Below are 25898 nucleotides of genomic sequence, written 5' to 3' on the forward strand. Positions count from 1 at the left end.
CGCACTAGATGTGCACCGCGTTTCTCTACGAAGAACTCTTCTACTCAACGATCCGATAGGCCAGAAAATGAGCATTCAGTCACACACCGGAGAGCGCGCATCACGCGTGCCCAAGCTGGGTGTCTCGGCGATGTTAGCGGCGGTGCTGTCGGCGTGCGTGAACTACGCCGGCATTCACAGCGACGCGAAAACTGCCGATCCGCAGCAGTACGCGACGCAGCAAAGCCTTCCTGCCGAACAAGGACATTGGCCCGGCGCCAATTGGGCTGATCAGTTCGGCGATGCGCAACTCAAGGCGCTGATCGACGAAGCGCTGAGGAGCAACCCGACGCTCGACCAGGCGCATGCCCGCCTTGCGTCTGCATCGGCATACAGCGAAACGGCACGGGCGGGCACGATGCCACGCGTCGACGCGAGCTATTCGCTCACACGTCAACAGTTCTCGAATACGACATTCATACCGCCACCGTTTGGTGGCTCGTGGCAGACGGAGAACAAAGGCCTGCTGAGCGCTTCCTATGATCTAGATCTGTGGGGGAAAAACCGCGAAGCGCTCAAAGCGGCAATCTCGCAGCTTCAGGCAAGCGAGGCCGACGTCGAAATCGTCAAGCTGACTCTGACGACGTCGATTGCCCGCACGTACAACCAGCTCGCGCGTCTGTATGCATTGCGCGATATCGCGCAACAGGAAATCACGCAGCGCGAACAGATCGATCGTATTACCGCGGGCCGGATCGCGACGGGCCTTGAAACGGAAGTTGAACGCAAGACCGCGCAGGCCAATCTTGCAACGAGCCGTGCTGCGCTGAAATCGCTCGATGGGCAGATCCTCACGACGCGTTATCAGATCGCCGCGCTGCTCGGCGCGGGGCCCGACCGTGGCCTGCAGATCGCACGGCCGACGCTTGGCATTGGCGACGAAGTGCGCCTGCCGGACAACCTGCCGGCCGATCTCGTAAGTCGCCGCCCGGAGATCGTCGCTGCGCGCTGGCGCGTCGACGCGATGACGCATGGCGTGAAGGAAGCGAAGGCCGAGTTCTATCCCGACATCAACCTGAGCGCTGCAATCGGACTCGACGCTTTTGGCTTCGGCCGCTTTCTGACGGCAGCGAGCCGCACGGCGTCGGTCGGTCCGGCAATCCACCTGCCGATCTTCGACGCAGGCGAGCTGCGTGCGCAACTGAAGGGCCGCTATGCCGATTTCGACTATGCCGTCGCGACCTATAACCAGGCGCTCGTCGCGGCGTTGACCGAAGTCGCAACGCAACTCGCCGACCTGCGTTCGACGGATGCGCAGCTTGTCGATGCGCAGACCGCGCAAGACGCCGCTAGCAAAGCCGCTGAACTCGCGCTGGTGCAATACAAGGCCGGTCTCACGAATCAATTGACCGTGTTGAATGCCGACGTCAACGCGCTTTCCGCCAATCAGAGTGTCGCGAATTTGCGCATGAACCGCCTCGACCAGCAGATTGCACTGGCCTCTGCGCTGGGCGGCGGTTTCGTCGATACCTCGAACGAAAACGCCGGAGCAGCGCCGCGCGCCGACGCGTCCGCACCCAGCACGCCTGTCGTCGCCGCGCGCTGAGCAGCTGCCTACCGATTCTGTCTGGAGACTTGAAATGAGCGAAATCGATGCAACGGAGCGCCAGGAGACCCAAGTGGCGGGCGCGAAACATGACGCGGCACAGACGAAGGCTTCTGTTGCAATGGAACCCAATACACGCAAGCGCAAGGCGCTGCTTGCGCTGCTCGGCGTGGCTGTCGTCGTGTCGGCGGCGGCTTATGGTGCGTATTACATGACCTATGCGCGCCATCACGAATCCACCGACGATGCATACGTTAGCGGCAACCTCGTGCAACTGACGCCGCAGGTGGCCGGCACCGTCGTCGCCGTGAATGCCGACGATACGCAGATCGTGAAGGCCGGCGACCCGGTCGTCACGCTCGACAACGCCGATGCGAAAGTCGCGCTCGGCAACGCCGAGGCGACACTGGGACAGACCGTACGGCAGGTGAGCAGCCTGTACGTGAACAACGATTTCTATGCGGCGAACGTCGCCCAGAAGCAGTCCGATCTGGCTCGCGCGCAGGACGATCTGCGCCGCCGCCAGACCGTTGCCGAGACGGGCGCCGTGTCGGCCGAAGACATCGCGCACGCGCGCGACACCATGACGGCCGCGCGGGCCGCGCTCGACGCCGCGCGTCAACAGGCACAAGCCAACCGTGCGTTGACGGACCGCACGACGATCGAACAGCACCCGAACGTGCAAGCCGCCGCGTCGAGAGTGCGCGATGCGTATCTAGCCTATGCGCGCAACACGTTGCCGGCGCCCGTCACTGGCTATGTCGCGAAGCGATCGGTGCAGGTCGGCCAGCGCGTGTCGTCGGGCACACCGTTGATGGCGATCGTGCCGCTCGACGGCGTGTGGGTCGACGCGAACTACAAGGAAAGCCAGTTGCGCAACATGCGTATCGGTCAACCCGTCACGCTGACGGCCGATGTGTACGGCGGTAAGGTTAAGTATCACGGCCGCGTCGTCGGCTTCTCGGCGGGTACGGGCAGCGCATTCGCGAGCCTGCCGGCGCAGAACGCAACGGGCAACTGGATCAAGATCGTCCAGCGTCTGCCCGCACGTATCCAGCTCGATCAGAAGGAACTCCAGGCGCATCCGCTGCGCATCGGCCTGTCGATGGATGTCGATGTCGATACGCGCGACGACACGGGCCCGCAGCTCGGCGCGGCGACGAACACGTCGTATCGCACAGACGTGTTTGCCGAATACGGCGCGCAGGCAGACGCCGAGATCGAGAAGATCATCGCGCAGAACATGGTCCCTTTGCATGCCGGGTCCATCGGCAACGTCGTATCGTCGACACCTTCCGAGAAGCGCGACGCAAGCGACAAGCGTGGCGCTAAACAGCGAGCAGGTTAAATCGCATCCCAGGGTGCACCTCGTAGTCGCGCCCTGGTTTTTTTAATAGTCTGACAGGCCGGATCAATGCGCCGGATCTGTCGAAAACTTCAGACTGGAAGCGAGATGAATTCTTCGACGCAACTTGCACCGCCTCCGCTGACAGGTGGAAAGCTGGTTCTCGCGACAATCGCCGTCGCGCTCGCGACGTTCATGAACGTGCTCGACTCATCCATTGCCAATGTTGCGATTCCAACTATCTCGGGCAATCTCGGCGTATCCGTCGATGAAGGTACATGGGTCATTACGCTGTTCTCGGCGGCCAATGCGGTCGCGATTCCACTGACGGGCTGGCTCACGCAGCGTGTGGGCCAGATCAAGCTGTTCGTGGCTGCGATCGTGCTGTTCGTGTTCTCGTCGTGGCTGTGCGGCGTCGCGCCGAACCTGATCGTGCTGCTCGCTGCGCGCGTATTGCAGGGCGCCGTCGCTGGCCCGCTGATTCCCCTCTCGCAGGCGATTCTGCTCGGCTCGTATCCGAAGGAAAAAAGCTCGACGGCGCTGTCGCTGTGGGCGATGACGGCGACAGTCGGGCCGATCGCGGGTCCCGCGCTAGGCGGTTGGATCACCGATAGCTATAGCTGGTCGTGGATCTTCTACATCAACATTCCAGTGGGTCTGTTTGCCGCGGCCGTGACGTGGATGATCTACCGCGACCGCGAGACACCGGCGCGCAAACTACCCATCGACAAGGTCGGCCTGATGTCGCTCGTCGTCTGGGTCGCGTCACTGCAAATCATGCTCGACAAGGGCAAGGATCTCGATTGGTTCAGCTCGGCCGTGATCTGCATTCTTGCGATTGTCGCGGCGATCAGTTTCCTGTTCTTCCTGATCTGGGAGTTCACGGAGAAGAACCCGATTGTCGATCTCCGCCTCTTCGCAGGACGCAATTTCCGCGGCGGCACGATTGCGATTTCGGTCGCTTACGCGGTGTTTTTCTCGAACCTTGTGATCTTGCCGCAGTGGATCCAGGGCTATCTCGGCTATCGTTCGGTGGATGCGGGTCTCGTGACCGCGCCGCTCGGAATTTTTGCCGTGCTGCTCGCACCCGTGATGGCGAAGATCATGCCGAAGTCCGATGCACGGGTACTCGCGACGCTGGCTTTCCTCGGCTTTGCGGGCGTGTTTTTCATGCGCTCGCACTACACGACGGGCGTCGATCCTTATACCCTGGTGTTGCCGACGCTGCTGCAAGGCATCCCCATGGCGCTCTTTTTCACACCGCTCACCGCGATTATCCTGTCTGGGCTGTCACCCGACAAAATTCCGGCGGCCGCCGGCCTGTCCAACTTCGTGCGCGTGTTCGCGGGCGGCGTCGGCACGTCATTGATCTCGACGGGCTGGAACGACCGCACGATTCTGCACCATGCGCAACTCGCCGAACAGTCGAGCGTGAACAACCCCGACTATATGGGTGCGATCGCAAACCTCCAGGCGACGCTTGGCGGTGGCATGGACCAGGCCGCGGCGTTTTTCGAACGCTCACTGAATGCGCAGGCCGCGATGCTCGGACTGAACGATATCTTCTGGCTCTCGTCGATGATCTTCATTGTGATCATTCCGCTGGTCTGGCTCACCAAGCCCGGCAAGGGTGGCGCCGGGGCGGCGGGTGCTCACTGAGTAGGCACGCTTCACATACGCGAGGATTTCAATGAAGCTACTTTGTCGTCTTTTGTCTGCCGCAAGCTTGTCTATCCTTCTGGCTGCGTCGGCCGTTGCGCAGCCGCCGACCGACTTCGAGCTCTCGAGCCCCGACATTGCTCCGGGCGGCAAGATCGATAACAAATTCGTGCTCCACGCTTTCGGTTGTACCGGTGGCAACGTGTCACCCGCACTCGTCTGGAAAAATGCGCCGGCGGGGACGCGGTCGTTCGCACTACAGGTATACGACCCGGATGCGCCGAGCGGTAGCGGTTGGTGGCACTGGACGGTCTACAACATTCCCGCAGCCGTGACGCAACTGCCCCGAGGGGCCGGCAACGATCCGTCCCGTTTGCCCGTCGGCGCCAATGCGGGCATGAACGACTTCCAGGACACCGGCGCGACAGGAGCCAGCGGCAACTATGGTGGCCCGTGCCCGCCGGAGGGCGACAAGCCCCACCGTTATATCTTTACGCTGTATGCGTTGTCGGTCGACGATTTCTACGCCGCGACGGGCATTCCAAAGACCGGCACCGCTGCGCTGCATGGTTTTGCACTGAACAAGGCGTTGGGTGACAAGGTGCTCGGCAAGGCATCTTTTGCTGGCTACTACGGCCGGTAACGTACGGCCGGACAAACGACCATGCCCGGGCGCGGTGACGAAGGAGCGCCCCTTGCGGGCGCTTGATACGCAGTCGGAAACGAGAGTTTCAGTCGCTCATGCCGGTTAGCTCATCATGGCGAACCGCGTTCCTTCGACAGAGCCGGTTTTCATGTTCGAGTTCCCTCAAGAAATCAAGCACGCGGCGTTATGAGTTGCTGTCGTCGTCCGGCGGCATAAGCGCGACGACGTTTTCAATTCCATGCCGTGCCATCTTGGTGTAAGGACAAAAGCGTTCCGTGTTGCGCACCAGTTCCCCCGCGACGGCGCGCTCGACACCGGGCAAGCAGACCCGGGTGTGCGCCGTCAGCTTGAACAAGCCGTCGATCGGGTCGCGGCCGAAGTCGACCGTGACGTCCACGGAGGCGCCGGGAATCGGGATGCCCGACCGGGCCGCAAGCAGACTCATCGCGCCATGAAAGCAGGCTGCGTAGCCCGCCGCGAATAGCTGCTCCGGATTGGTGCCGCCGCCGGGGCCGCCTAGTGCCTCCGGTAATCGCAAATCGACTGCGAGCTGGCCGTCATCCGAGCGGGCAATTCCCGACGCGCTTCCGTGACCCGCGTCGCCGCCTGTTACGGTGACAGTGGTTGAATACAGCGTTTGCGCGACTTGCCCGTCATACTTATCGAGCAATGTCAGCGGCGGTGGACGCAATGTTGTCATGGTGTGCCTCGTGGATGCTTGCCGCTTATTGCGCGGCGTGCGTCTCTCGGAACGACGTCGAAGTTCACGGAGCAATGACGCACATTGTGACCGTCAGTGCTTCCTTCAGGTTTTCGCCCGATGTGGGCGACGCCGCAACGACGGCGTGAGCTCGAGTGCGGCTGTCAAACCGTTGGCGATTTTTAGAATTCGGCTTGCATCATATTGCGTATGTGCTTTGCTGTGTTTTGCTGGCCTGGCCGCGATTCGCGGGCCGTCTGTACAGGAAGCATCTTAGGCGTGCGCTACGTCACGCGGTAGGACCCCTGAATGCTTCGCTGTGTTGCATCAGAAACATCAGTCAACGCAGCGTCGTTCCGAGCGCATCAGTCGACGGCCGATAACGCCGTCATAGTCGTCAGACACTGCAGATCGAGTGCTCTCGTGTGCTCGGTCATGTAGTCGATGAACACACGGATCCGGGCCGGAAGATGCTTGCGGCTGAGATAGCAGAGGTAGTGACCGCCGTCTTCGGGTGCATGCTGCGCGAGGCAGCGGAGGAGCTGCCCGTTGCCAAGCCGATCGCAAACCTGGTAGGCAGGCAACTGCGCGATGCCGACCCCATCGAGCACCGCCTGCAGGATCAGATCCTCGTCGTTGAACGTATGCAGCGCGACAGGCTGGCGCCGCTGCGAGAGACCGTCGACCTTGAATTCCCACGTCCGAACGCGGCCAGACGCCGTCCGGAAGTTGATACAGCGATGATCCGCCAGTTCATCGACATGCCGCGGCAAGCCGTGAATTCGCGCATAAGCGGGCGACGCACAGACGATCATCTGCATCGGAATCAGCTGCCGCGCTACGATTCCGCTGTCCTCCATGCGCCCATCGCGAAACGATACGTCGACGCGATCGGTAGTGAAGTCGGCGTCGGCGGGGCGGTCGTTCAGCAACAGTTCCAGGGCGATCTCGGGATATTGCGTGTGAAAACCTCGCAGCAGCGGCGCGACAATCTTGCGGCCGAAGCCAGGCGTCGAGCCAATGAGCAAATGGCCGCGCGGCGGCCCGTTGCGCAGCTCTCGCATGTCTTCCAGCGCCTGGGCGATGCGCTCCATACCCGGCTGGCAGTTCTCATAGAAGAGTTCGCCTTCGCGTGTCAGCGACGTACTGCGAGTCGTGCGCAGGAAGAGACGTGTATCGAGCTGCGCTTCGAGTTTCTGCACGTTGCGGCTAACCGAGGAACGACCAATGCCGAGGCGATCGCCTGCGCGGGCAAAGCTGCCTTCACTGGCAACGGCCAGAAACGAAACGACGCCTGCGTAACTGGTCGCAAATCTGCTTGCAAACGGATCGTCGGCGCCTGCGGTAGGGCAGCGTGATGGGAAAGCTAAGATGGGGGCGCGGGTTGGGGAGTCCATGCTAAGCCAGACGTATTACCACTGTTATTTGTGACATCGTTCGCAGTTTTTTTGCGATGGATGTGTGGGCGTCCTCACCGCGCTACTTTCCCGATACGAGGAATGGGCGAAGTTCTCACATGGTCAATGGGCCGGAGATGACAGGAAGCGGTCGGCCGTGGAATCTCGTGGCGTCCGCGGTAACCCCTGGCGAATAGATGACGTGACAGGGCAAGTCATCCCCGTGGAAGGTGGGCTCGGCATTAGTTAGCGGTTTGTCATTCTGGAATGGCCATCGCCGTGAGGGTGCCTCACACGGGCCGCCTTGGCGCTTCGTGGACACGAATGTAATCAATGCGCGAAAAGTTTTCTCCCTTCTTCGCTGATTGCAGCGTCGCTCAGCGCGATTATCGGCTCGACGTCGAAGCCTGCCACACGCCATGCATCGATACCGCCAGTAAGTGGCAATGCAAGCTTGACGCCGGCCAGTCGCAGCCGCCTGGCCATCCACGCCGCGGAGACTTCGTTTGGACAAGAACAATAGATGACGAGCGTCCGGTTCGCCCCGTAGCGCTCCACGATCTGCGGCAGTTTCCGTTCATCGGCAAATACGGCGCCTGGAATGACAAACGGGTCGAGCATTCTCCGCTCGGCGGAGCGGATATCGAACAGGATTGGCCGCGGATTATTCGCGAGCAACGCATGCAACTCGCCCACGCTGATCCGCGCCTTCTCGAGCGCTTTTGCCAGCATGATTCTCCGGCAGTATCGATACAACACGAAAAGCACCAGCGCGATGCCGATCACGATCAATGCCTGCCAGCCAAGGCGGGAGATAAGTACTAACACCACGTCAATCTGCGACGCGAATAGCGTACCGATCGCCAGGCCGACCGATGCCCACAGCGCAACGCCTGCGCAATCATGCAGGACAAAGGAACGCAACCTGACCGCCATCGCGCCGCACAGTGGCACGGCAACGAGCGATAAGCCAGGTACGAAGCGCGCAACGACCAGCACGCGGACTCCCCATCGCCCAAAGAAGTGCTCCGTCTTCCTGACGCACGTTTCGCGCGAGAGCGACAGTTTGCAAACGGTATGGAGTGTGCGTTCGCCGTATCGCTTGCCACCCTGAAACCAGATCAGGTCGCCCAGCACACCGCCAATGACAGCGGAGCCGAGTATCGTCGCGAAATGTAACAATGTCGACGACACCGTGTGCATGGCGAGCGCAGTGCCTGCTCCAACAGTGATCAATGTCGGAATGACAGGCAACGGCAGGCCAAGCGAAGAACCCAGCACATTCAGGAATACGACTAGCATTCCATACCGTGCGATCAATTCGTGGGACAACATGGTGCTCTCCTTGTGGCATGCGCGTGCCCGTCTCGAAGTTCGTTCATCGCTCTGCATGAATGTCGCTGAAGTAGCCTTGCAAGCTTGGCCACACCGGAGGGAGTCGATACGCGCTACTTTGCGCCAGACAGTTCTTCTTCTGGCGTGCGTTTCGATGGCGGCAAAGCATCCTTGTCCAGTGCGGCGATTTCGCTGACTTCCTGCCGATAACGATGCACGTCCCGCGTGACGAAGCCGGTTTCGCGGCTCGGAATATCGAACCACTCTGGGTGTCCGAACGAGCGGCGAATATCCTCGAGACCACTCGCCCAATGCTCACGCATCGTATCCTTGCTGAATTCATAGTCCTTGTAGTGCCCCTCGAACGATTTGTTCTTGTAGATCAGGTGCACGACATTCACTGCACTGCCATCCGCCGTTTTCTGCGCCTCCCGCAGCAACGGGTGCGCAAGCCGCACTTTTTCAGGAATGTGTTCGAGCAGCGCCTTGATCATTTGCGCGTGCTTCTGGTTCTGCGACATGAACGCGGTGATCGCTCGTGTTCGGCTCGAATATTGAATGTCCTTGGTGCGCTCGCTGACGTCGAGGAAGTCGCCTGGCAGCTTGCCTCGCGAGCTCCACAGATCGATCTGGAAAACGAGTGTGTCCTTATGCTGGCTTTCCTTGATGATCTCGGTAAGCGGCGTGTTGGAAACCAGTCCGCCGTCCCAGTAGAACTCTCCATCGATCTCGACTGCCGGAAAGCCGGGCGGCAGCGCACCGGATGCGATGAAATGCTCCGGCGCCAGACGCATTGTCGAATTGTCGAAGTAGACGAGATTGCCCGTTCGCACGTTGACCGCCCCAACGGATACGCGAATATTCCCGTCATTGATGCGATCGAAGTTCGCGTACCGCAAAAGCGACTCACGCAACGCCGACGTGTCGTAATAGCTGACCTGGTCAGGCCGTTTCCTGCCGAGCCCGGCGAGAGGCATAGGCGTGCGCGGAGAGAAGAACCCGTCCTGACCTTCCATCAGCGTACGCGTCGCAGCCCATGCGCTCGACCACCTGCGCCCCATATCTTCAAACCCCGGCCACGCTGGAATGCGCGCACCGATATGTGAGAAGAAATCCGCAGGTTGACTGATCGTGTTCCAGAAGCCGCGCAGCGCTTCCACCCGGTCCGCAGGCGCATTGCCGGCGATGATCGCCGTATTCAGCGCACCGATGGATACTCCGGATATTCGTGTCGGTTCCACGCCGACCTCGGCCATTCCTTCATACACGCCGGCCTGATATGAGCCCAATGCACCGCCACCCTGCAGCACGAGTCCAATTTCGTCATAGGCGGGGAGCTTGATGCGATGGGGTTGCTGCAGCTTGTTACGCTGGCTCGGATACATGGTCGTCTCCTTACTGCATGAACCAGCCGTGGCTGACAACAATCGATTGTCCGGTGAGCGCGCTCGACTCGAAGCCGGCGAGGAATGCAACCGTGTTCGCAACGTCGGCTAGCGACGTGAATTCGCCGTTGACCGTGTCCTTCAACATGACGTCTTTCACAACCTGCTGCTCGGAGATTCCCAGGGCTTTCGCCTGCTCGGGGATCTGCTTGTCGACCAGCGGCGTTCTGACGAAGCCCGGGCACACGACATTGGCGCGCACGCCACGCGGTCCGCCTTCTTTCGCGACAACTCGGGCGAGACCGAGCAGCCCGTGCTTCGCGGTCACGTAAGCCGATTTGAGCTGCGACGCCTCGTGCGAGTGCACCGAACCCATGTAGATCACAGCGCCGCCTTTGTTCGATGCGTACATATGCTTGATGACGGCCCTGGTGGTCAGGAACGCGCCGTCGAGGTGAATGGCCAGCATCTTCTTCCAATCGGAAAATGCGTAATCCTCGATCCGGTTGACGATCTGGATGCCCGCATTCGACACGAGCACGTCGATGCCGCCCAGCCGCTTCACCGTTTCGGCCACGCCCGCATTGACCGCTTCTTCGCTGGTTACGTCCATCGCGACGGCGAGCGCTTTGCCGCCCTTGGCAACGATATCTTCAGCGACCTTTTGAGCGTTATCGAGATTCAGATCCGCGATCACGACCGTCGCACCGTCTGACGCGAGCTTGCGTGCGCAGTGCTCGCCAATACCACTTGCTGCACCCGTAACGAGCGCGACCTTATCATTCAATGCCATACGTCCTCCGAGAGCTTACTGGTTGACTGCGAGTTTCAACGACTCGGCAGGGGCAAGATAGTCATAGACCACTTCGCCGACGTCGAGCGTGAGATTTGCAATGACGTGACGTGCGCCGATTACCTTGCGAACCGGCAGATCGGCCACCGATGCGAGTGCATGCGGATGCAGTTCGAGCGCGGCAGGCCCCTCCCACGCACCGATCACATCGACATCGCGCAGGAAGAAGCGCACCAGTTCACAGATGCGCACCGAGCCATCGACGTGCGGAATGACCTTGAGCAGATAGTTGGGCGTATCCGCGAGCTTGTGGCGTTCAGCAGCCGTCTCGAGAGGACGATACTTGTAGCCCATCGTGCCGGTGGCGATGCGCTGCGTTCCGTAATCGAGCGTGCCGAGCAGCGTGTCCTTGCCGTCGACGCAAAGCTTCGGCGAAGCCAGCTTCTTGGGAAACCCCCAGATTTCTCGGCCGCCTGCGATTGGGCCTTCGTCGTCGAGATACATCGCGTGTGTGAAGTTGGCGCGATTGCCGTCCTCGTCCAGCACCGAGATCACCTGGCCGCTTTCCGTGTAGTCGCCGAACCCCGAAGAATCGGGCATGCGGATAAATTCGTAGTGGACAATTGCATTGTCGACCGTCAGCGGTTCCGGAACGACGGCCCTAAGAGCATCCATGTCCGTTTCATACGAGATGATGAAGTACTCCCGATTGATGAAACGGAAGGGCGGACGCGGATATGCCGGATTGTGTACGGGCATCGCAAAGGCGTTGTTGCGAATATCTTCTTCTGTCACGGATCGTTCCTCGGATAGTGAGGGTTTGCGTAACGCGCATCGCAACAGCTTTTGCTGTCGCGGGCAATGACGTGCGCGCAATGCAGTGAAGGCTTGCCCTGCGCGTTTTTTTACGGTCTTGTGTTTCACGACTTGTATCAGGCAGCGTGTGCCGTCACCGTCAGGACAAAGCGTAAGCGTGGTCGTCTTGCGGCAGTAGCCCTGAAAAGGACCTTATAGTGTTGCCTCGGCGGCAACAATTAATGACGGGCGGATAGGGCTTTGTCGCGTTGTGGAGGTGGTCGCGTAGAATTCTTGCGGTTCCCATCGAGCAACCATGAACTGTTGGTCGAGTCCAGCCAGTCTATGCAGTGCTTTTCTTCTGTTTCGCGATGGCGTTGTTTGTCGGTAGTGTGCCGTTAGCGCCAGTAAGCCGTACGAAATCATCGTAAGTGGCGCGGCGTGTAACGTTGATATGCGAACGGGCTCACTGTGTTGTCTGCGAGCCACCCATCGCCGAGTTTGGAAAGGCCAGGTAGAGGTCGTCGACGCGTTGCGCAGCCCTCTCTGGCGTGGCCGGGAAATCCTAAGTCATTCGGAAGAGCGAACCGTGCGCCATATTCACTATCAGATTGAGTTACCTCGACAAATGCAGTGCCTTCGATAGCACGATCCCCCGCTGCGGGCTCACCAGCCAGATGGCGTGGATATCAACATAGAGCCTCGAGGTTCTTGTCGTGATGTCAGTAGGCTCGTCATCGGTAGGATCGCTGTGATCGATCCGGTCGTTGAGATAGGGTGGCACCAGGCGACCCATGAGAACAATCGCGTAGTCCCCGTTCGCTTCGGCGTACGCCGCGCGTGAAAGCGTTACACGTCCGTGAACCGTTGTCTTCTTAGTGTCGCCGGACTGGAGTTCAATCATATCGATATGCTGAATGAACCCCTTTAACCTCGCTTCCGGCGCGACCACAAGCCTTCGGCCGCTGGGGCCGCTTACTGTCTTTTTGAGGAGGATGTCTGCGTGATTGTCGGCATCGGACAAATCCACGTTTACCGTCAACAGGTGCTTCTCCGCCTGATACCTGATCCCATACGGAGCGGGTACGACGAAGGCGAGGTCGCGATCGAGATGGGCTACCGTCAGGTCGGTATTGTGGCGCTGGCTACCGGTGGGAATGCGGATCAGGCGCAGGACACGATCGCCCAAAGACGACGAGCCTCCACTCAAGTGCTGATTCACGATCCTGTCCCGAATGGCAAGCGGGTCATCGCCTACGAAAGGGGGGCCCGACGAAGAAGCTTGCAAACCGGAGGTTTCAATCGCCGGCGCACGCGCCACTGTGGCCGCATTTGCCTGTGTCCCGACTTCTGCCAGCATAAACACACATAAGAGGGTGCACGTGGCGTTCAATAAGACTCGTTTGGATTTCAGATGAAACACGATAATGCCCCTCGTATTCCAACACAGGCTGTCGCGAAGCCATGCTGGTTCGGTTCAGATGCGTGACCAATCCACCCTGGCTCCCACCATGGCTTCTGCCGGCAAACTCATGTGGCAAATGCTCAGGGAAACAACCAGGTAATGGCGACCAGAACCTGGCGTGTTTCGAAACGAGTCCACCGACGCTCGACACAGTCGAAGGGTGGGTAGCGGACTACTATGTCGTTCGGAAGTTATCGTAGGTTCAACGCTTGCATTCCGGTAGATAGCTAGAGGAACTCGTCGCGTTGCCTTGTCGGCAACAATCCTCGCTTCCGCAGCATTTCACAGTGCGTGTGCATCTCAGCCGAGTGGGAAAAAAACCGAGCACCGCCTTGCGATGCCCGAGGTTATTAGCGACCGGCGCTCTGGCCGCCGTCGACGTGCAGGATTTCTCCCGTGATAAACGGTGCGGAATCAAGAAACAGAATCGCGTCGGCAATATCGCTCATCTCGCCCATGCGCCCGAGCGGATGGAAAGCATCCAGCGTTTCGTGGGTTTCCGGCGGGTGCATAGGCGTCTTGATGATCCCCGGCGCCACGGCATTCACGCGAATGCCTTTCCTCGCGTACTCAATCGCCAGCGACTTCGTGGCGGCGTTCAAGCCACCTTTCGTCAGCGCTGCCAGTACCGAGTGCACGCCGCTGATCGCAGCGTCGACGGTACTGGAGGTCACGCTGACCACATGGCCGCTCGAATGCTTTTCCATTTCGGCGATGGCGAGTTGCGTGATGTAAAAAAAGCCCGCCATATTCACGTTCACCACAGCGGCGTAGTCTTCTGCCGTGTGTTCGGTGAAGGGCTTGCCGATGTAAATGCCGGCGTTGTTCACCAGCGTGTCGACCCGGCCGAACTTCGCGACGCCTTCGGAAATGATCTGTTGGGCGGTTGCCGGATCGCCGATATCACCTGCAACCGTCAGGATGTTCGGATCTTCCGATGGCTTGATCGAACGTGAAGTCGCGACAATGCGATAGTCGAGCTTGCGAAACGCCTTGACGACTTCGGCGCCTATTCCTTGCGACGCGCCGGTAACGACGACAACTTTGTGTGACCTGCTCATGCTTGACCCAGAAAATTTTGTTTGGCTTCAACGCGGATCGGGCCGACGGCTCCGATCAAGGCAAACGTAGACACGTTGATGCAGCTTTTTAAAAAACCGCGGGCATTCACCCCTTCTTTGCCTGCGTCAGCCACTGATCGAGATTGACGCGGCCAATCCGCGCGTCGCCGAGCGGCACGAGCGACTGCTCTTCGACACGACCGCCGTAGTACGTCGCATCGGGATCCATCACCACCGGGCGCGTGTCGCCTGCCGATTTCAGGTAACGCGCGACGATCTCCGCGAAGGGCGCGCGATCCGGGCCGGCGATATCGACGGTGCCGTTCAGCGGCGCGGCGAGCGCGGCCTGCGCGAGGTTTGCCGCGACATCGTCCGCGGCGATCGGTTGAAACAGTCCGTCGCCGATGCGCACCGTGCCGCTGACCGTGCCGTAATCCGCGATACCGCCGATGAACTCCATGAACTGGGTTGCGCGCACGATCGTGTACGGCACACCCGCTGCTTCGATCACCTCTTCCTGCGCGACCTTGGCAGTGAAATAGGCGTTCTCCGGCGTGCGGTCGCAGCCGACAATTGATAGGGCGACGTGATGGCGCACGCCTGCGGCCACTTCAGCCTTGCCGAGGTTGCGCGCCGAGGTGCGGAAGAAGTCGAGCACCGCCTGCGGCTCCCATGACGGCGCGTTCGTTACATCCACGACGACAGCCGCGCCCGCGAGAACGTCGCTCAGGCCGTCGCCTGTCACGCTGTTCACGCCGGTACGCGGCGACGCGGCGATTGCCTCATGGCCCGCCTCGCTAAGCAGCGTGACGAGACGGGATCCGATCAGGCCCGACCCACCGATTACGACGATTTTCATGGCAAATTCTCCAGATCAAAGTAAATGGACGCGCGGGTCGCCTGGCGGGTGGCGTATCGAGTGAAAGTGTTCACCGCAGTCGCATCGCGTGAGGCTATTGTGGAAAAATCATGCTTTATCGAGAAGTGCCAAGAAGTGTCGATCTGACTAGTCCATGTTGTTCCCTCACCCCTTGTCCGACAAAAACTGTCATGACCGCGCCGACTCCCGGCTTGACCATAGAAATCGATCGGAAGCAGCAGTTGCCGATCTATCTGCAGATTTGCGAGCGTTTCAGGACTGCGATTGCCGCGGGGCATCTGCGTCCCGGCGATCGCGTGCCGGCGCTGCGCGGCCTCGCCACGCAGCTGAACACGGCGCGCGGCACGGTCGAGCTGGCCTACACCATCCTTGTCGATGAAGGCTACCTGCAGATGCGTGGCGCGGCGGGCACCTTCGTATCGCCGTCGCTGCCGGCGTCGGTGACGCGCCCGCCTCAGGCGCAAGGTGTTCCGGATGCGTACGGCAAGCGGAGTGCCGAAGCAACGGGCGCGCCGCAAACTCCCGCCGAAGCGCTTGATGGTCGGCCGGCGCCTCGTCAGCCGGCGATTGCCGCTGCGATGAGCGGAGAGCCAAGGCCGTTGCAACCCGGACTGCCCGCGCTCGACGCGTTTCCGGGCAAGGTATGGAACCGGCTCCTTTCGCGTCGCGCGCGTAGCGGCGAACGGGCGATGTTCGCGTACCCGGATCCGGCGGGTTACCGGCCGCTGCGCGAACATATCGCCACCTATCTCGGGCTGTCGCGCGGCGTGACCTGCCTGCCAGAACAGGTGTTCGTGACCGGCGGTTACCGTGCGACGCTCGAACTCGTATTGCGCAGTCTCGCCCGCCCAACCGATCGCATGTGGTTCGAGGACCCCGGCTATCTGCTCGCACGCGGTTTTCTGGCCGAGACGGGCGTGCAACTCGTGCCGGTGCCGGTGGACCGCGAAGGGATCGATGTCGAACGCGGTATAGGTCTGGATGCGCACGCGCGCTTCGCACTGGTTACGCCGTCGCATCAGAACCCGCTTGGTCACACGCTGTCACTCACAAGACGCATCGCGCTGCTCGACTGGGCGGAGAAAATGTCGGGCTGGATCATCGAGGACGACTACGACAGCGAGTTCCGCTATCTGGGCCGCCCATTACCAGCTTTGAAGAGCCTCGACCGGCGTGATCGCGTGGTTTATTGCGGCACGTTCAGCAAGGTCATGTTTCCCGGTTTGCGGCTCGCGTATGCGGTGGTGCCGGAGCGGGCCGTCGAGCGGGTCGGGCGGGTGGCACGCAGCATGAACGCCGGGTCGCCGCCGCTATTTCAGGCGACGGCGGCGGACTTCATGGAGCAGGGGCATTTTGCGCGGCATCTGAAGCGGATGCGTGCGCTGTACAGCGAGCGGCGCATGCTGATCACGCATGCGCTGGAGCAGGTCTTTGGAGAGCGGCTGATCGTCGACTTGCCACCAGGCGGAATCCAGTTCACGGCGCAATTCGCCCACGGTCCCGACAGCCCGGTCGACGATGTTGCCGTGGCCTCGCGCGCCCGCGATGCGGGGCTCGCGGTGCTGCCGCTGTCGATCTGGTACGCGAACGCCCGCGCGCAACGTACGCCGCGCGGCCTCGTGATGGGCTTCGCAAACATTGTCGATGCGCGTGAAGCGGATCGTCTCGCACGAATGTTGCGGGCGTGTCTGGACGAATGAGTCACGCCGCGCACGGGTTGCTGAGCGAGGTCGTTTCGCGGCGGCGGTCGACCTTCGCCGCCGCCGGGACCCGAATCGAAACGACTTCCGTGAAGTGAATGCCGGGATCGAATCTGTTTCCGTTTTACGTCCCGGCTCCGGACGCCTGGGTTTCGATATCCTCTGCAAACCTCCGCATCAGCCGGACGAGTTCGTCGATTTCCGCCTCCTCCCACCTGGCAAACAACGCGCGGCCCAGCCGATCGCGTGCTGCATCCACCGCGTTGGTCATCGCCTTCCCTTTGGACGTGACGACGACTTGCCGAACGCGACCGTCCTCGATACCGGCTCGCCGCTCGACCAGCCCGTGGCTCTCGAGTTTCCCCACCTGACGGCTGACCGTGGTGTGATCGCGCCCGACCCGTCCAGCGAGATCGACCACGCCAATGGGGCCCAGCCGCTCGACTATGACGAGCAACGGAAACAACGCACGATCGAGCGAAATGCCTGCCTCCCGGACCATTCTCTCGTCCAGTTCGGGGCGGTTCATCACGCTGACGATGCTGATCAATGCCAGATGCAACTCCCGGATACGCTCGGATATATGTGTATCTTGCACATTTCTTCTTGGCGACATACCATTCCTCCTATTGCGTGCATATTACACATAATGGAGCGGGTGATGACGAGAAATCCGGCTGTAGACGTGTTGATCTGCGGGGCGGGCGCCGCCGGTCTGACTCTCGCTATCGAGCTGGCGCGACGAAACGTGTCGTTCCGTTTGCTCGACAAGATGGACGAACCGTTCCGGGGCTCGCGGGGCAAAGGCATACAGCCGCGAACGCAGGAAATTTTCGAGGATCTCGACATCATCGATCGCGTGGTCGTGGCAGGGGGCGTGTATCCGCCGCAGCGCGAATATCGTGACGACGGCAGCTACGTCGAATCGGACGTCGTCGAGCATGCATCCCCGACGCCCGCCGAACCTTATCGCCTGCCGTTGCTCGTTCCTCAGTTCCTGACTGAATCGGTCATGCGCGAGCGACTCGCTGAACTGGGTCATCGGGTCGAGTATGGTTGCGAACTGGTCGGCGTCGAACAGGACCAGGACTGTGTGACGGCGCGTATTGCCGCTCAGGCTGGCGACCAGACCGTTCATGCGCGCTATCTGGTCGGCGCCGACGGTGGCCGCAGCTTTGTGCGCGCGGCACTCGGCATCGGTTTTCCAGGCAAGACACTTGGCGTGCGTGCCGTCGTGGCCGACGTCTTCCTGACGGGGCTGGAGCGCGACGCCTGGCATCGATTCAACGAAGGTTCTATGGAGCGGCAGCTATCGCTATGCCCGCTCGCGGGAACGGATCTGTTCCAGGTGCAGGCGCCCGTTGCGCTGGAAGGCGATGTCGACCTCACCGCCGCAGGCCTTGCTGCCATGGTGGCCGAACGCACTGGCCGCGACGATATGCGCGTCCACTCGGTATCCTGGGCGTCTGCCTATACCATGAACGCGCGTCTCGCCGATCGCTACCGGGACGGTCGCGTGTTTCTCGTCGGGGATGCTGCGCACATTCATCCGCCGACGGGCGGCCAAGGGCTCAATACCAGCGTCCAGGATGCCTACAATCTCGGCTGGAAATTGGCAGCGGTGAGTGCCGGCGCTTCCGATGAGCTGCTCGATAGCTACGAGGAAGAACGCCGGCCAATCGCGGGCGACATGCTTGGTCTTTCGACCAGGCTTCTCGACGAGATGAAGCGGGGAGAGCTTCGGCGCGGCCGCGAAGTTCAGCAACTCGACATCGGCTACCCCGAGTCCTCGCTGGCGATGGAGTGTCCTGAACGCTCTGCCGGCCTGCTGCCAGGCGACCGCGCGCCCGATGCGCCCATTCGTCGTGCAACCGGCCATTCAACGCGTGTCTTCGAGTTGTTTAGGGGCACTCACTGGACACTGCTAGGCTACGACGTCGAACGCGATAAGGTGGCGCCGCGAGCTGGCCTGCGCATTCATACCTTTGGTGCTCGCGGTGATGTCATCGACGACGGAGGTCATTTCCGTGATGCGTACGCGCTGCAGTCCGGAGATTGGGTGCTTGTGCGCCCGGACGGTTATGTCGGAGCGATCGTCGCAAGTGACCGGATAGAGTCGCTGGAGCGTTACTTCCGCTTTGGTGGACTAGCGCTCGCGAACTGATGACTCTCGTATGCCTGTGGGAGCGGACATGGGTGTGGCGGCTGATGTGGCAATCGGCCATCTCACTCTCACTCTCTGGTTGATGCGCCAATCAACTCTGCCGCGGCCTGTGCAAGCGCTCTCGTCCGCGACGATTCACAGGCTAGTTCTCCGCTGCTTCATTGATAACGGACGTAAGAACATGGTCCGTCCAAACTCCGTTGATTTTCAAATACGATCGAGCCAAGCCTTCGCGCTCAAAACCCAGGCGTTGGAGTAACCGGCCGCTGCGCACATTCTCCGGACGGTAATTCGCCATTACGCGATGTAACCCGAGATTGGCGAAAACGTATGGAATCGCTGCCGCTAAGGCCTCGTACATCAGCCCCTTTCCTTCAAATCGCCTGCCGAGAGAGAAGCCGAGGTGACACGCCTGGAACGGGCCTCGTGCGATGTTTGTAAAGTTGCATTCGCCAACCAATTCGCCTGTTTCGTCCAGGAATAGAAACAGGTGCAACGCATTTCCTGAAGCAGAGTTCGCCTCCATCGACTGAAGCCTGCGATGAATCTCGCTCAAGTCGAAAAAGCTATCGGACCTAAGGGGCTCCCAAGGTTGAAGATGCGAACGATTGTCGAGATAAAAGTCGCGCAAGATGCCACCGAACTCATCTCTCGCGGGCACCAATGTTAGCCGGGACGTTGCGATGCCACGGTCTGAAGTATCGAAGGTCATGGCTGAATTATAAATTCCCGTGGGATACGGAGGAGCGGTCCTTGCGGCAATTGCTCTGTTCGAGGCGCAGGGTCATCTGCTGGCTGTCGGTGTCGCTGCCTTCAGCGCCAACTCATCGCTCGCGCGCAATCCGGCGCCATAGGCGAGCTGCAGTGCGGTCTGCTGCTTCAGCTTCCCGACTGCTGCGATGAGCCGCCGCACCGCCTCCTGACTCAGGATGGCGGGCAACGTGCGGGGCACACGAACGGGATGCATCCTGCTCATCAGGCTGCTGGATCGCCAGCACCTTCATGCGCTGACGGTATGGAGGCAGTCCCAATCGGTATTGGCGGATTAGTGCCGGTTCGCATAACCTGAGTCCCGTTACCGACCGATATAAAACAAAAGCGACGCTGTCGCGCACGCACGGAGACATCTTGAACAAGCCTCTCGACATCGCATCGCTCATTGATCGCGAGCCGCTTCGGCTCTATCAGTGGGGCATCTTCCTTCTTTGCTTTGCAACCGCAGTGTTCGACGGTTTCGATACGCAAGCCATCGCCTTTACGGGCCCGGCGATTGTCGCGACGTTCGGTTTGCGTCCGGGCGATCTTGCGCCCATCCTGATCGCCGGGACGCTCGGCATGACGATTGGCGCGATGACATTGGGTCTGATCGGCGACAGGATCGGCCGCCGTCCGGCGCTGCTCGTTGGCGTCGCTGTATTCAGCGTTGCGTCGCTGCTCACCGCGTTCGCGAGTAGCACCGTGCAGATTCTGGCTTTGCGATTTATCGCCGGCCTCGGCATGGGCGGCTGTACACCGGTTCTGCTCGCCCTTGCCGCAGAGTACGGCTCGGCGCGCCACAGAGGCTCGATCATGACAGGTGTTCTGCTGGGCCTGCCAGCCGGAGCGATGCTGGGAGGGCTGCTGGCTGCGCGCTTGATGCCCGTGATCGGATGGCAGGGTGTGTTCGTCGTCGGCGGAGGCGCGCCACTGCTGCTCCTCGTCGTGCTGTATTTTGCGTTGCCGGAGTCTCTGCAATATCTGGTCAGTCGGTCAGGCAACGACAGTGCGCAGCGTGTGCGCAACACACTGCGTCGCATCGTGAGCGTTGCGTTGCCGGCCGACGCGACATTCCGGGCCCCGAAGACGACTGCCCGCGCCAGCGTTACCGCGCTGTTCAGCAATGGCAATGCGCGCAACACGGTTGCTATCTGGGCCGTCTATCTGTGCAACTGGGTTGCGTGGTTCATGTTCCTGTCGTGGCTGCCTACCGTGCTGAAAGCCGCGGGCCTGCCAGTTTCGCAAGCGCCGATGGGTACGGTAATCGTGAATGCCGTGTTCATCGTCTGCGCCATTCCCCTCTCGATGCTGCTTCCCAGAGTAAGCACTCGCCGTTTGCTGATGGCGCTGCTAGCACTCGGCATTGCGATTTCCGTCGGGCTTGCTTATGCCGGGACTGCGTGGGGCCTGGTCTTTGCGCTTGCGGGCGCGGCAGGGCTTGGTATCGGCGGTCAGCAGATCGCGCTGAATTATCTGGTGGTGGGCGCCTATCCAACGACACTGCGTGCAACGGCGACCGGGTGGGCAATCGGAATGGGGCGGGTCGGTGCAATCGCGGGTTCCGCCGTGGGCGGTACGGTCCTTGCCCACGGAGGCCCGGGCGGATTCTATCTGGCGTTGGCCGTACCTCTTGCGGCAGCGATGCTTGGCGTCATCGCGATTCGCACGACCGCGCGCGTGACCGACAGCGATATTGTAGTAGCGCATTGATCCACCTCCCGATCGCGTGGGCTACCGAAGCGGCCCGAGGAAATAGCCTGCGCGATATCGGTGTGACTCACGCACGCTTCCACTACGAGAAGTTCTCGACAAACGACGTTGCATGACAACCATGACAGGCATGACCAGGAACCATCGATTTCAGAACAAAGTGGTCGTTGTGACCGGCGCGGCCCAGGGTATCGGGCGCGGCGTCGCCCTTGGTGCCGCGGAAGAAGGTGCTGCGATCGTGCTGTGCGACCGTTCGGAGCTGGTGCATGACACCGCCGCGGAAATCACCGCGCGGGGTGCACGGTGCCTGACTGTCATTGCCGACCTCGAAACCTACGCTGGTGCAAGCCTGTTGATGCAGGCAGCGCTTGAAACCTACGCGCGCATCGACGTTCTGGTGAACAACGTTGGAGGCACCATCTGGGCCAAACCGTACGAGCACTACGAGGAAGCACAGATAGAGGCGGAAGTTCGACGTTCGCTCTTTCCGACGCTGTGGTGCTGTCGTGCCGTCTTGCCAGCCATGATCGCGCAGCAGGGCGGTGCCATCGTCAATGTATCGTCGATCGCGACGCGCAGCATTTATCGTGTGCCATATGCAGCATCCAAGGGGGGCGTCAATGCATTGACCGCGAGTCTCGCATTCGAGCATGCGCAGGATCGTATTCGCGTGAACGCTGTCGCTACCGGTGGCACTGAAGCGCCTCCGCGCAAAGTACCACGCAATGCCGAAAGGCAAAGCGACCGGGAGGCCGGGTGGTATCAAGGTATCGTCGACCAGACGATAGCGTCCAGCCTGATGCATCGCTACGGAACAATCGACGAGCAGGTGAGTGCGATTCTGTTCCTGGCTTCAGATGAAGCGTCGTATATCACGGGTACGGTACTGCCTGTCGGTGGCGGCGACCAGGGCTAATGCGAAGGCTCGACCCAGCGCGTCGCTGCGTTATATCCTGAAACATTGCAGCAGCGCGCCGTCCGCTGAAACCAGCTATCAGCCCGTCCTCACAGACGCACATAGCGCAAGTGTGTGGCAGCAGGACCATCAAGAACCTTGTCAATGCGAAACCGCGGCCCGGGCTCGCGCAGGTTCTCGAAGAGACGCCGCCCACCGCCGAGCAATACGGGCGACAAGGCGATTTCGAGCTCTTCAATGACGTCCATGGTCAGGTACTGCTGGATCACATCGGCTCCGCCCGCAATACGAATATCCCGACTGCCTGCGGATTCCCGAGCGAGCTCAAGGGCACGCTCCGGCCCGTCATTGATGAAGTAGAAGGTCGTCCCACCCGGGCGCACCCAGGCTTCGCGTTTTTCATGGGTCAGAACGTAAACCGGTGTGTGAAACGGAGCTTCTTCCGGCCAGGCGCGCTCGCCCTGGTCGAACATTCGCTTGCCCATAATGTTGGCGCCAATGCGCTCCGTAGTGCTGCGAAGCAGGTCATTGACCGGGCCGGTCTCTCCCCCCGGTCCAAGCTTGAGGTTCTCGCGGAAGTACTGTTGATTGAAGATCCAGGCCATCAGCGCGCCCCACTTGGCGCCCCAGTTCTTGTACTCAGGATTGTCCCAATTCTCTATGGTCATTCCTTCCGGTGCCATGTAGCCGTCTAGGCTGAGTCCAATGTTGACGAATACTTTACTCATGATTCTCCTCTCGCATGTTCGGATGTCGTCCTAACTTTAATATGATGTGAAATTTGTGCACCCCAACTTCCCCCTCAATTTCCTCGGAGTCACCGCTTGCGACGCAGTAAGCGATGACTTCAAACCTCTCTTTCACACCACCGTTCAACCGTCACATAGGCGGGCAGGCGTCCGCTACCGGATTTTATCCTCGGGCTCGCCGCCCTTGCCGCTGCGCATTGGGAGCCCCCAATGCGAAGCATAACTACGCACAGCAAAACAATGACGCTTTTTTCTTGGATAAAAAGCTTGCATTTTTTCGAGGAAAAACTACCTTCGGTAAACAAAACCGTTCTACGCTCGGCACCGGAGGAGACCCATGCCGGCTACTCGTACGATGATTGCGCGTCGTGCCGGCGTAAGCGTCGCCACGGTCGATCGCGTCTTACGCGACGATCATGCCGTGCGCCCGGAAACCGCCGAGCGTGTCCATCTGGCGCTCGCCAATCTGCGCGACGAGCGGGCAAGCCGTGGCCGTCCAGCAAAAGTCGGTTCATTTCGCGTTGCGTTCGCACTGCCTCAAGTCAACTCGCGCTTTCTGGATCACGTCGAACGCAACATTGCGCTGTCCGCCAGTTTCTTTCGCGAACATCGAATCACCCCTTCGTTCTATCGCTGTGACTTCTCCACACAGCGCGACACCGCTGCGTTCGCCGCCCAGGTGGTCGACTACGACGCACTGGTTCTCGCACCGCTCGACTATCCGTGGGTGGAGCGTTTTATTGAAGAGATGAGCGAGGCCGACGTGCCGGTCGTCACGGTGTTCTCCGATTTACCTGCAAGCCGCCGCGCCGCGTATGTCGGTGTCGACAACCGGATTGCCGGTCGCACCGCAGGATTGCTGATGGGCCGCTTCCTGGGCATGCGGCTCGGCACGGTCGCCGTACTGTCGGGATCGTCCCGCCTGCATGATCAGGTAGAGCGGCGCACCGGATTCTCGCAGGTGCTGGAAGAGGATTTCCGCAACCTGCGCTGGGTTGCCGAGCCGGATTTCGCGGAAGACGACGACGGTGCCGGTCTTGCCGTGCAGGGTTTGCGCGCGCGCCATGCGGATCTCGTCGGCGTCTACGTGACCGGCGGCGGCATCTCCGGCATCGCGGCGGCATTGCAGGAGTCCGGCGACAAGGCCCGCCTGGTCCTGATCGGCCACGAATGCACCGCGGAAACTCGCACTCAACTATCCGAACGCGCGATCGACGTGATCCTGGATCAGGACGTCCGCGGCATCGTTCATTGGGCGGGGCTCGCCGCCATTAACTTTCTAAACGACGTTCGGGGAGCGCTTGCCATCCCCACGCCGGAAACCCGGATTTATCTTCGTGAGAATGCGCATGCCTGACGCTCGCGACACGCGGACCGACTTCTGATCCGCCAGAGCCGAAATACGGCGCCCGGCGCATGGGCGCTGAATGTCATCAGGTTGGAGACCCGAGAAAGACAAGGAGAAGAGACATGTTACGTCTAACGTCAGCGAGGGTAGTGGCGGCAACCCTCATATCGCTGGGGCTCGGCATTGCAACGGGCGCGCACGCACAGGGCAAGCAATTGACACTCTGCTGGGCGGCCTGGGATCCCGCCAATGCACTGGTCGAACTGTCGAAAGATTTCACGGCCAAGACCGGCATCAAGATGAAGTTCGAGTTCGTGCCGTGGACCAGCTATGCCGACCGCTTCATCAATGAACTCAATTCGCACGGCAAGCTGTGCGATCTGATCATTGGGGACAGTCAGTGGATTGGCGGCGCGGCGGTCAATGGGCATTACGTGAAGCTCAACGACTTCTTCACCAAGAACAAGATTTCGATGGACGACTTCGTGCCGGCCACGGTGGTGGGATATTCCGAGTGGCCAAAGAATACGCCGAACTACTGGGCCTTGCCTGCGATGGCTGACGCGGTCGGATGGACCTACCGTAAAGACTGGTTCGCGCGCCCGGAGCTGCGCGCGGAATTCAAGCAGAAATACAACCGTGAACTCGCGCCGCCCACGACGCTTGATGAACTCAAGCAGACCGCGGAGTTCTTTCAGGGGCGCAAGATCGACGGCAAGACGGTCTACGGCGTGTATATCTTCACCGAGCGTGGATCCGAGGGGATCACGATGGGCGTGACCAACGCCTTGTACAACTTCGGCTTTGAGTATCAGGATCCGAAGAAGCCCTATCACCTCGACGGGTTCGTGAACTCGCCAGGCGCGGTGAAAGGGCTCGAATACTACAAGGCGCTCTATAAGTGTTGCACGGCTCCGGGCATGACCAACGCCTACATGCAGGAAGGACTCGACGCGTTCAAATCGGGCCAGGTGGCGATGCAGATGAACTGGTTCGCGTTCTTTCCAGGGCTTTACAAAGACCCGAACGTCGGCGGCGACAAGATCGGCTTCTTCGTGAATCCACGTGAGGTGAAGCAATACACGCAACTGGGCGGGCAGGGCATCTCAGTCGTCTCGTACTCGGACCATAAGGAAGACGCGCTCGAATACATCAAGTGGTTTGCGCAACCGGACGTACAGAAGAAATGGTGGCAACTCGGCGGCTATTCGGCGGCTAAATCGGTGGTCGATGCGCCGGACTTTCCGAAGAGCGCGCCATTCGCACCCGCGTTCCTGAAGTCAATGGCGATCGTCAAAGACTTCTGGGCGGAGCCCGCTTATGCCGAACTGTTGCTCGACATGCAAAAACGCGTGCACGACTACGTCGTAGCCGACAAGGGCACAGCTAAAGAGGCGTTGGATCTGCTGGTGAAAGACTGGAACAAGGTCTTTAAGGAAGAGGGAAAGTAATAGCGTTTAGCTGGACTTGACTGGACCGGTGAGGGCTGAGCAGCCTGTCTCCGGTCCG

22 protein-coding genes and 1 pseudogene are annotated in these 25898 nt (G+C 60.5%); 10 read left to right on the forward strand and 13 right to left on the reverse strand.

Going from position 1 to position 25898, the window contains the following annotated elements; all coding sequences use genetic code 11:
- The first annotated feature begins 67 nt into the window (after window positions 1-67).
- The 4 genes from P0D68_RS04890 to P0D68_RS04905 all read left to right on the forward strand — a co-directional run bounded on the left by P0D68_RS04890 (window position 68) and on the right by P0D68_RS04905 (window position 5232).
- Window positions 68-1585, forward strand: coding sequence for an efflux transporter outer membrane subunit (locus P0D68_RS04890; protein ID WP_408295042.1), 1518 nt, complete (start codon window positions 68-70; stop codon window positions 1583-1585).
- Window positions 1586-1619: 34 nt separating this feature from the next.
- Complete coding sequence (locus P0D68_RS04895; RefSeq protein ID WP_408295044.1) at window positions 1620-2933, forward strand: HlyD family secretion protein; 1314 nt, start codon at window positions 1620-1622, stop codon at window positions 2931-2933.
- A gap of 105 nt (window positions 2934-3038) precedes the next feature.
- Window positions 3039-4589, forward strand: a complete 1551-nt coding sequence (locus tag P0D68_RS04900) for a DHA2 family efflux MFS transporter permease subunit (RefSeq protein ID WP_091805819.1) — start codon at window positions 3039-3041, stop codon at window positions 4587-4589.
- A 31-nt stretch (window positions 4590-4620) separates the two neighbouring features.
- Window positions 4621-5232: a YbhB/YbcL family Raf kinase inhibitor-like protein gene (locus P0D68_RS04905; RefSeq protein WP_408468060.1), complete on the forward strand. Its 612-nt coding sequence runs from the start codon at window positions 4621-4623 to the stop codon at window positions 5230-5232.
- Between the two features lie 187 nt (window positions 5233-5419).
- Here P0D68_RS04905 and P0D68_RS04910 read toward each other — a convergent pair whose 3' ends face one another.
- The 9 genes from P0D68_RS04910 to P0D68_RS04950 all read right to left on the reverse strand — a co-directional run bounded on the left by P0D68_RS04910 (window position 5420) and on the right by P0D68_RS04950 (window position 15025).
- On the reverse strand, window positions 5420-5935 hold the full coding sequence (locus tag P0D68_RS04910; protein WP_408295050.1) for an Ohr family peroxiredoxin: 516 nt from the start codon (window positions 5933-5935) through the stop codon (window positions 5420-5422).
- 365 nt (window positions 5936-6300) lie between these two features.
- On the reverse strand, window positions 6301-7332 hold the full coding sequence (locus P0D68_RS04915; protein WP_408295053.1) for a LysR family transcriptional regulator: 1032 nt from the start codon (window positions 7330-7332) through the stop codon (window positions 6301-6303).
- A gap of 330 nt (window positions 7333-7662) precedes the next feature.
- Window positions 7663-8724 carry a DedA family protein/thiosulfate sulfurtransferase GlpE gene (locus P0D68_RS04920; protein ID WP_408295229.1) on the reverse strand — a complete coding sequence of 354 codons (1062 nt, stop codon included), beginning with the start codon at window positions 8722-8724 and terminating at the stop codon, window positions 7663-7665.
- Between the two features lie 56 nt (window positions 8725-8780).
- A complete protein-coding gene (locus P0D68_RS04925) occupies window positions 8781-10052 on the reverse strand; it encodes a DUF3734 domain-containing protein (RefSeq protein WP_408295056.1) in 1272 nt (423 codons plus the stop codon).
- 10 nt (window positions 10053-10062) lie between these two features.
- The gene (locus P0D68_RS04930; protein WP_408295059.1) at window positions 10063-10845 is read right to left on the reverse strand and encodes a 3-hydroxybutyrate dehydrogenase; all 783 of its coding nucleotides are present in this window, start codon (window positions 10843-10845) and stop codon (window positions 10063-10065) included.
- Window positions 10846-10860: 15 nt separating this feature from the next.
- Window positions 10861-11640, reverse strand: coding sequence for an acetoacetate decarboxylase (locus P0D68_RS04935; protein ID WP_408295062.1), 780 nt, complete (start codon window positions 11638-11640; stop codon window positions 10861-10863).
- Between the two features lie 616 nt (window positions 11641-12256).
- Entirely contained in the window at window positions 12257-13063 is an 807-nt protein-coding gene (locus tag P0D68_RS04940; protein ID WP_408295065.1) for a hypothetical protein, read from the reverse strand.
- Window positions 13064-13455: 392 nt separating this feature from the next.
- The gene (locus P0D68_RS04945; RefSeq protein ID WP_408295068.1) at window positions 13456-14166 is read right to left on the reverse strand and encodes an SDR family NAD(P)-dependent oxidoreductase; all 711 of its coding nucleotides are present in this window, start codon (window positions 14164-14166) and stop codon (window positions 13456-13458) included.
- A gap of 106 nt (window positions 14167-14272) precedes the next feature.
- Complete coding sequence (locus P0D68_RS04950) at window positions 14273-15025, reverse strand: SDR family oxidoreductase (RefSeq protein WP_408295071.1); 753 nt, start codon at window positions 15023-15025, stop codon at window positions 14273-14275.
- A gap of 191 nt (window positions 15026-15216) precedes the next feature.
- Between P0D68_RS04950 and pdxR the strand changes: the two genes are divergently transcribed.
- The gene (gene pdxR, locus P0D68_RS04955) at window positions 15217-16746 is read left to right on the forward strand and encodes a MocR-like pyridoxine biosynthesis transcription factor PdxR (RefSeq protein WP_408295074.1); all 1530 of its coding nucleotides are present in this window, start codon (window positions 15217-15219) and stop codon (window positions 16744-16746) included.
- A 124-nt stretch (window positions 16747-16870) separates the two neighbouring features.
- Here pdxR and P0D68_RS04960 read toward each other — a convergent pair whose 3' ends face one another.
- Window positions 16871-17296, reverse strand: a complete 426-nt coding sequence (locus P0D68_RS04960; RefSeq protein ID WP_408468061.1) for a MarR family winged helix-turn-helix transcriptional regulator — start codon at window positions 17294-17296, stop codon at window positions 16871-16873.
- A 111-nt stretch (window positions 17297-17407) separates the two neighbouring features.
- Here P0D68_RS04960 and P0D68_RS04965 point away from each other — a divergent pair, with 111 nt between their 5' ends.
- Window positions 17408-18910 carry an FAD-dependent oxidoreductase gene (locus tag P0D68_RS04965; protein WP_408295080.1) on the forward strand — a complete coding sequence of 501 codons (1503 nt, stop codon included), beginning with the start codon at window positions 17408-17410 and terminating at the stop codon, window positions 18908-18910.
- Window positions 18911-19052: 142 nt separating this feature from the next.
- On the opposite strand, the gene P0D68_RS04970 is transcribed toward P0D68_RS04965, so the two are convergent.
- Entirely contained in the window at window positions 19053-19622 is a 570-nt protein-coding gene (locus P0D68_RS04970; protein WP_408295083.1) for a GNAT family N-acetyltransferase, read from the reverse strand.
- A 34-nt stretch (window positions 19623-19656) separates the two neighbouring features.
- Window positions 19657-19889: pseudogene (locus tag P0D68_RS04975) on the reverse strand (site-specific integrase); the annotation flags it as partial.
- 149 nt (window positions 19890-20038) lie between these two features.
- Here P0D68_RS04975 and P0D68_RS04980 point away from each other — a divergent pair.
- Window positions 20039-21376 (forward strand): MFS transporter, encoded by a 1338-nt coding sequence (locus P0D68_RS04980; RefSeq protein ID WP_408295086.1) that lies wholly within the window; start codon window positions 20039-20041, stop codon window positions 21374-21376.
- Between the two features lie 130 nt (window positions 21377-21506).
- Window positions 21507-22292, forward strand: coding sequence for a 1,6-dihydroxycyclohexa-2,4-diene-1-carboxylate dehydrogenase (locus tag P0D68_RS04985; protein WP_091809066.1), 786 nt, complete (start codon window positions 21507-21509; stop codon window positions 22290-22292).
- Between the two features lie 89 nt (window positions 22293-22381).
- Here P0D68_RS04985 and P0D68_RS04990 read toward each other — a convergent pair whose 3' ends face one another.
- Window positions 22382-23020 (reverse strand): dihydrofolate reductase family protein, encoded by a 639-nt coding sequence (locus P0D68_RS04990; protein WP_408295089.1) that lies wholly within the window; start codon window positions 23018-23020, stop codon window positions 22382-22384.
- A gap of 358 nt (window positions 23021-23378) precedes the next feature.
- Here P0D68_RS04990 and P0D68_RS04995 point away from each other — a divergent pair, with 358 nt between their 5' ends.
- Both P0D68_RS04995 and P0D68_RS05000 read left to right on the forward strand, forming a co-directional pair.
- Complete coding sequence (locus tag P0D68_RS04995) at window positions 23379-24398, forward strand: LacI family DNA-binding transcriptional regulator (protein ID WP_408295092.1); 1020 nt, start codon at window positions 23379-23381, stop codon at window positions 24396-24398.
- A 113-nt stretch (window positions 24399-24511) separates the two neighbouring features.
- Window positions 24512-25840, forward strand: a complete 1329-nt coding sequence (locus P0D68_RS05000) for an ABC transporter substrate-binding protein (RefSeq protein ID WP_091805878.1) — start codon at window positions 24512-24514, stop codon at window positions 25838-25840.
- Window positions 25841-25898 lie beyond the last annotated feature (58 nt).

Source organism: Paraburkholderia sp. RL17-380-BIE-A, assembly GCF_046028085.1.
Lineage (GTDB): Bacteria > Pseudomonadota > Gammaproteobacteria > Burkholderiales > Burkholderiaceae > Paraburkholderia.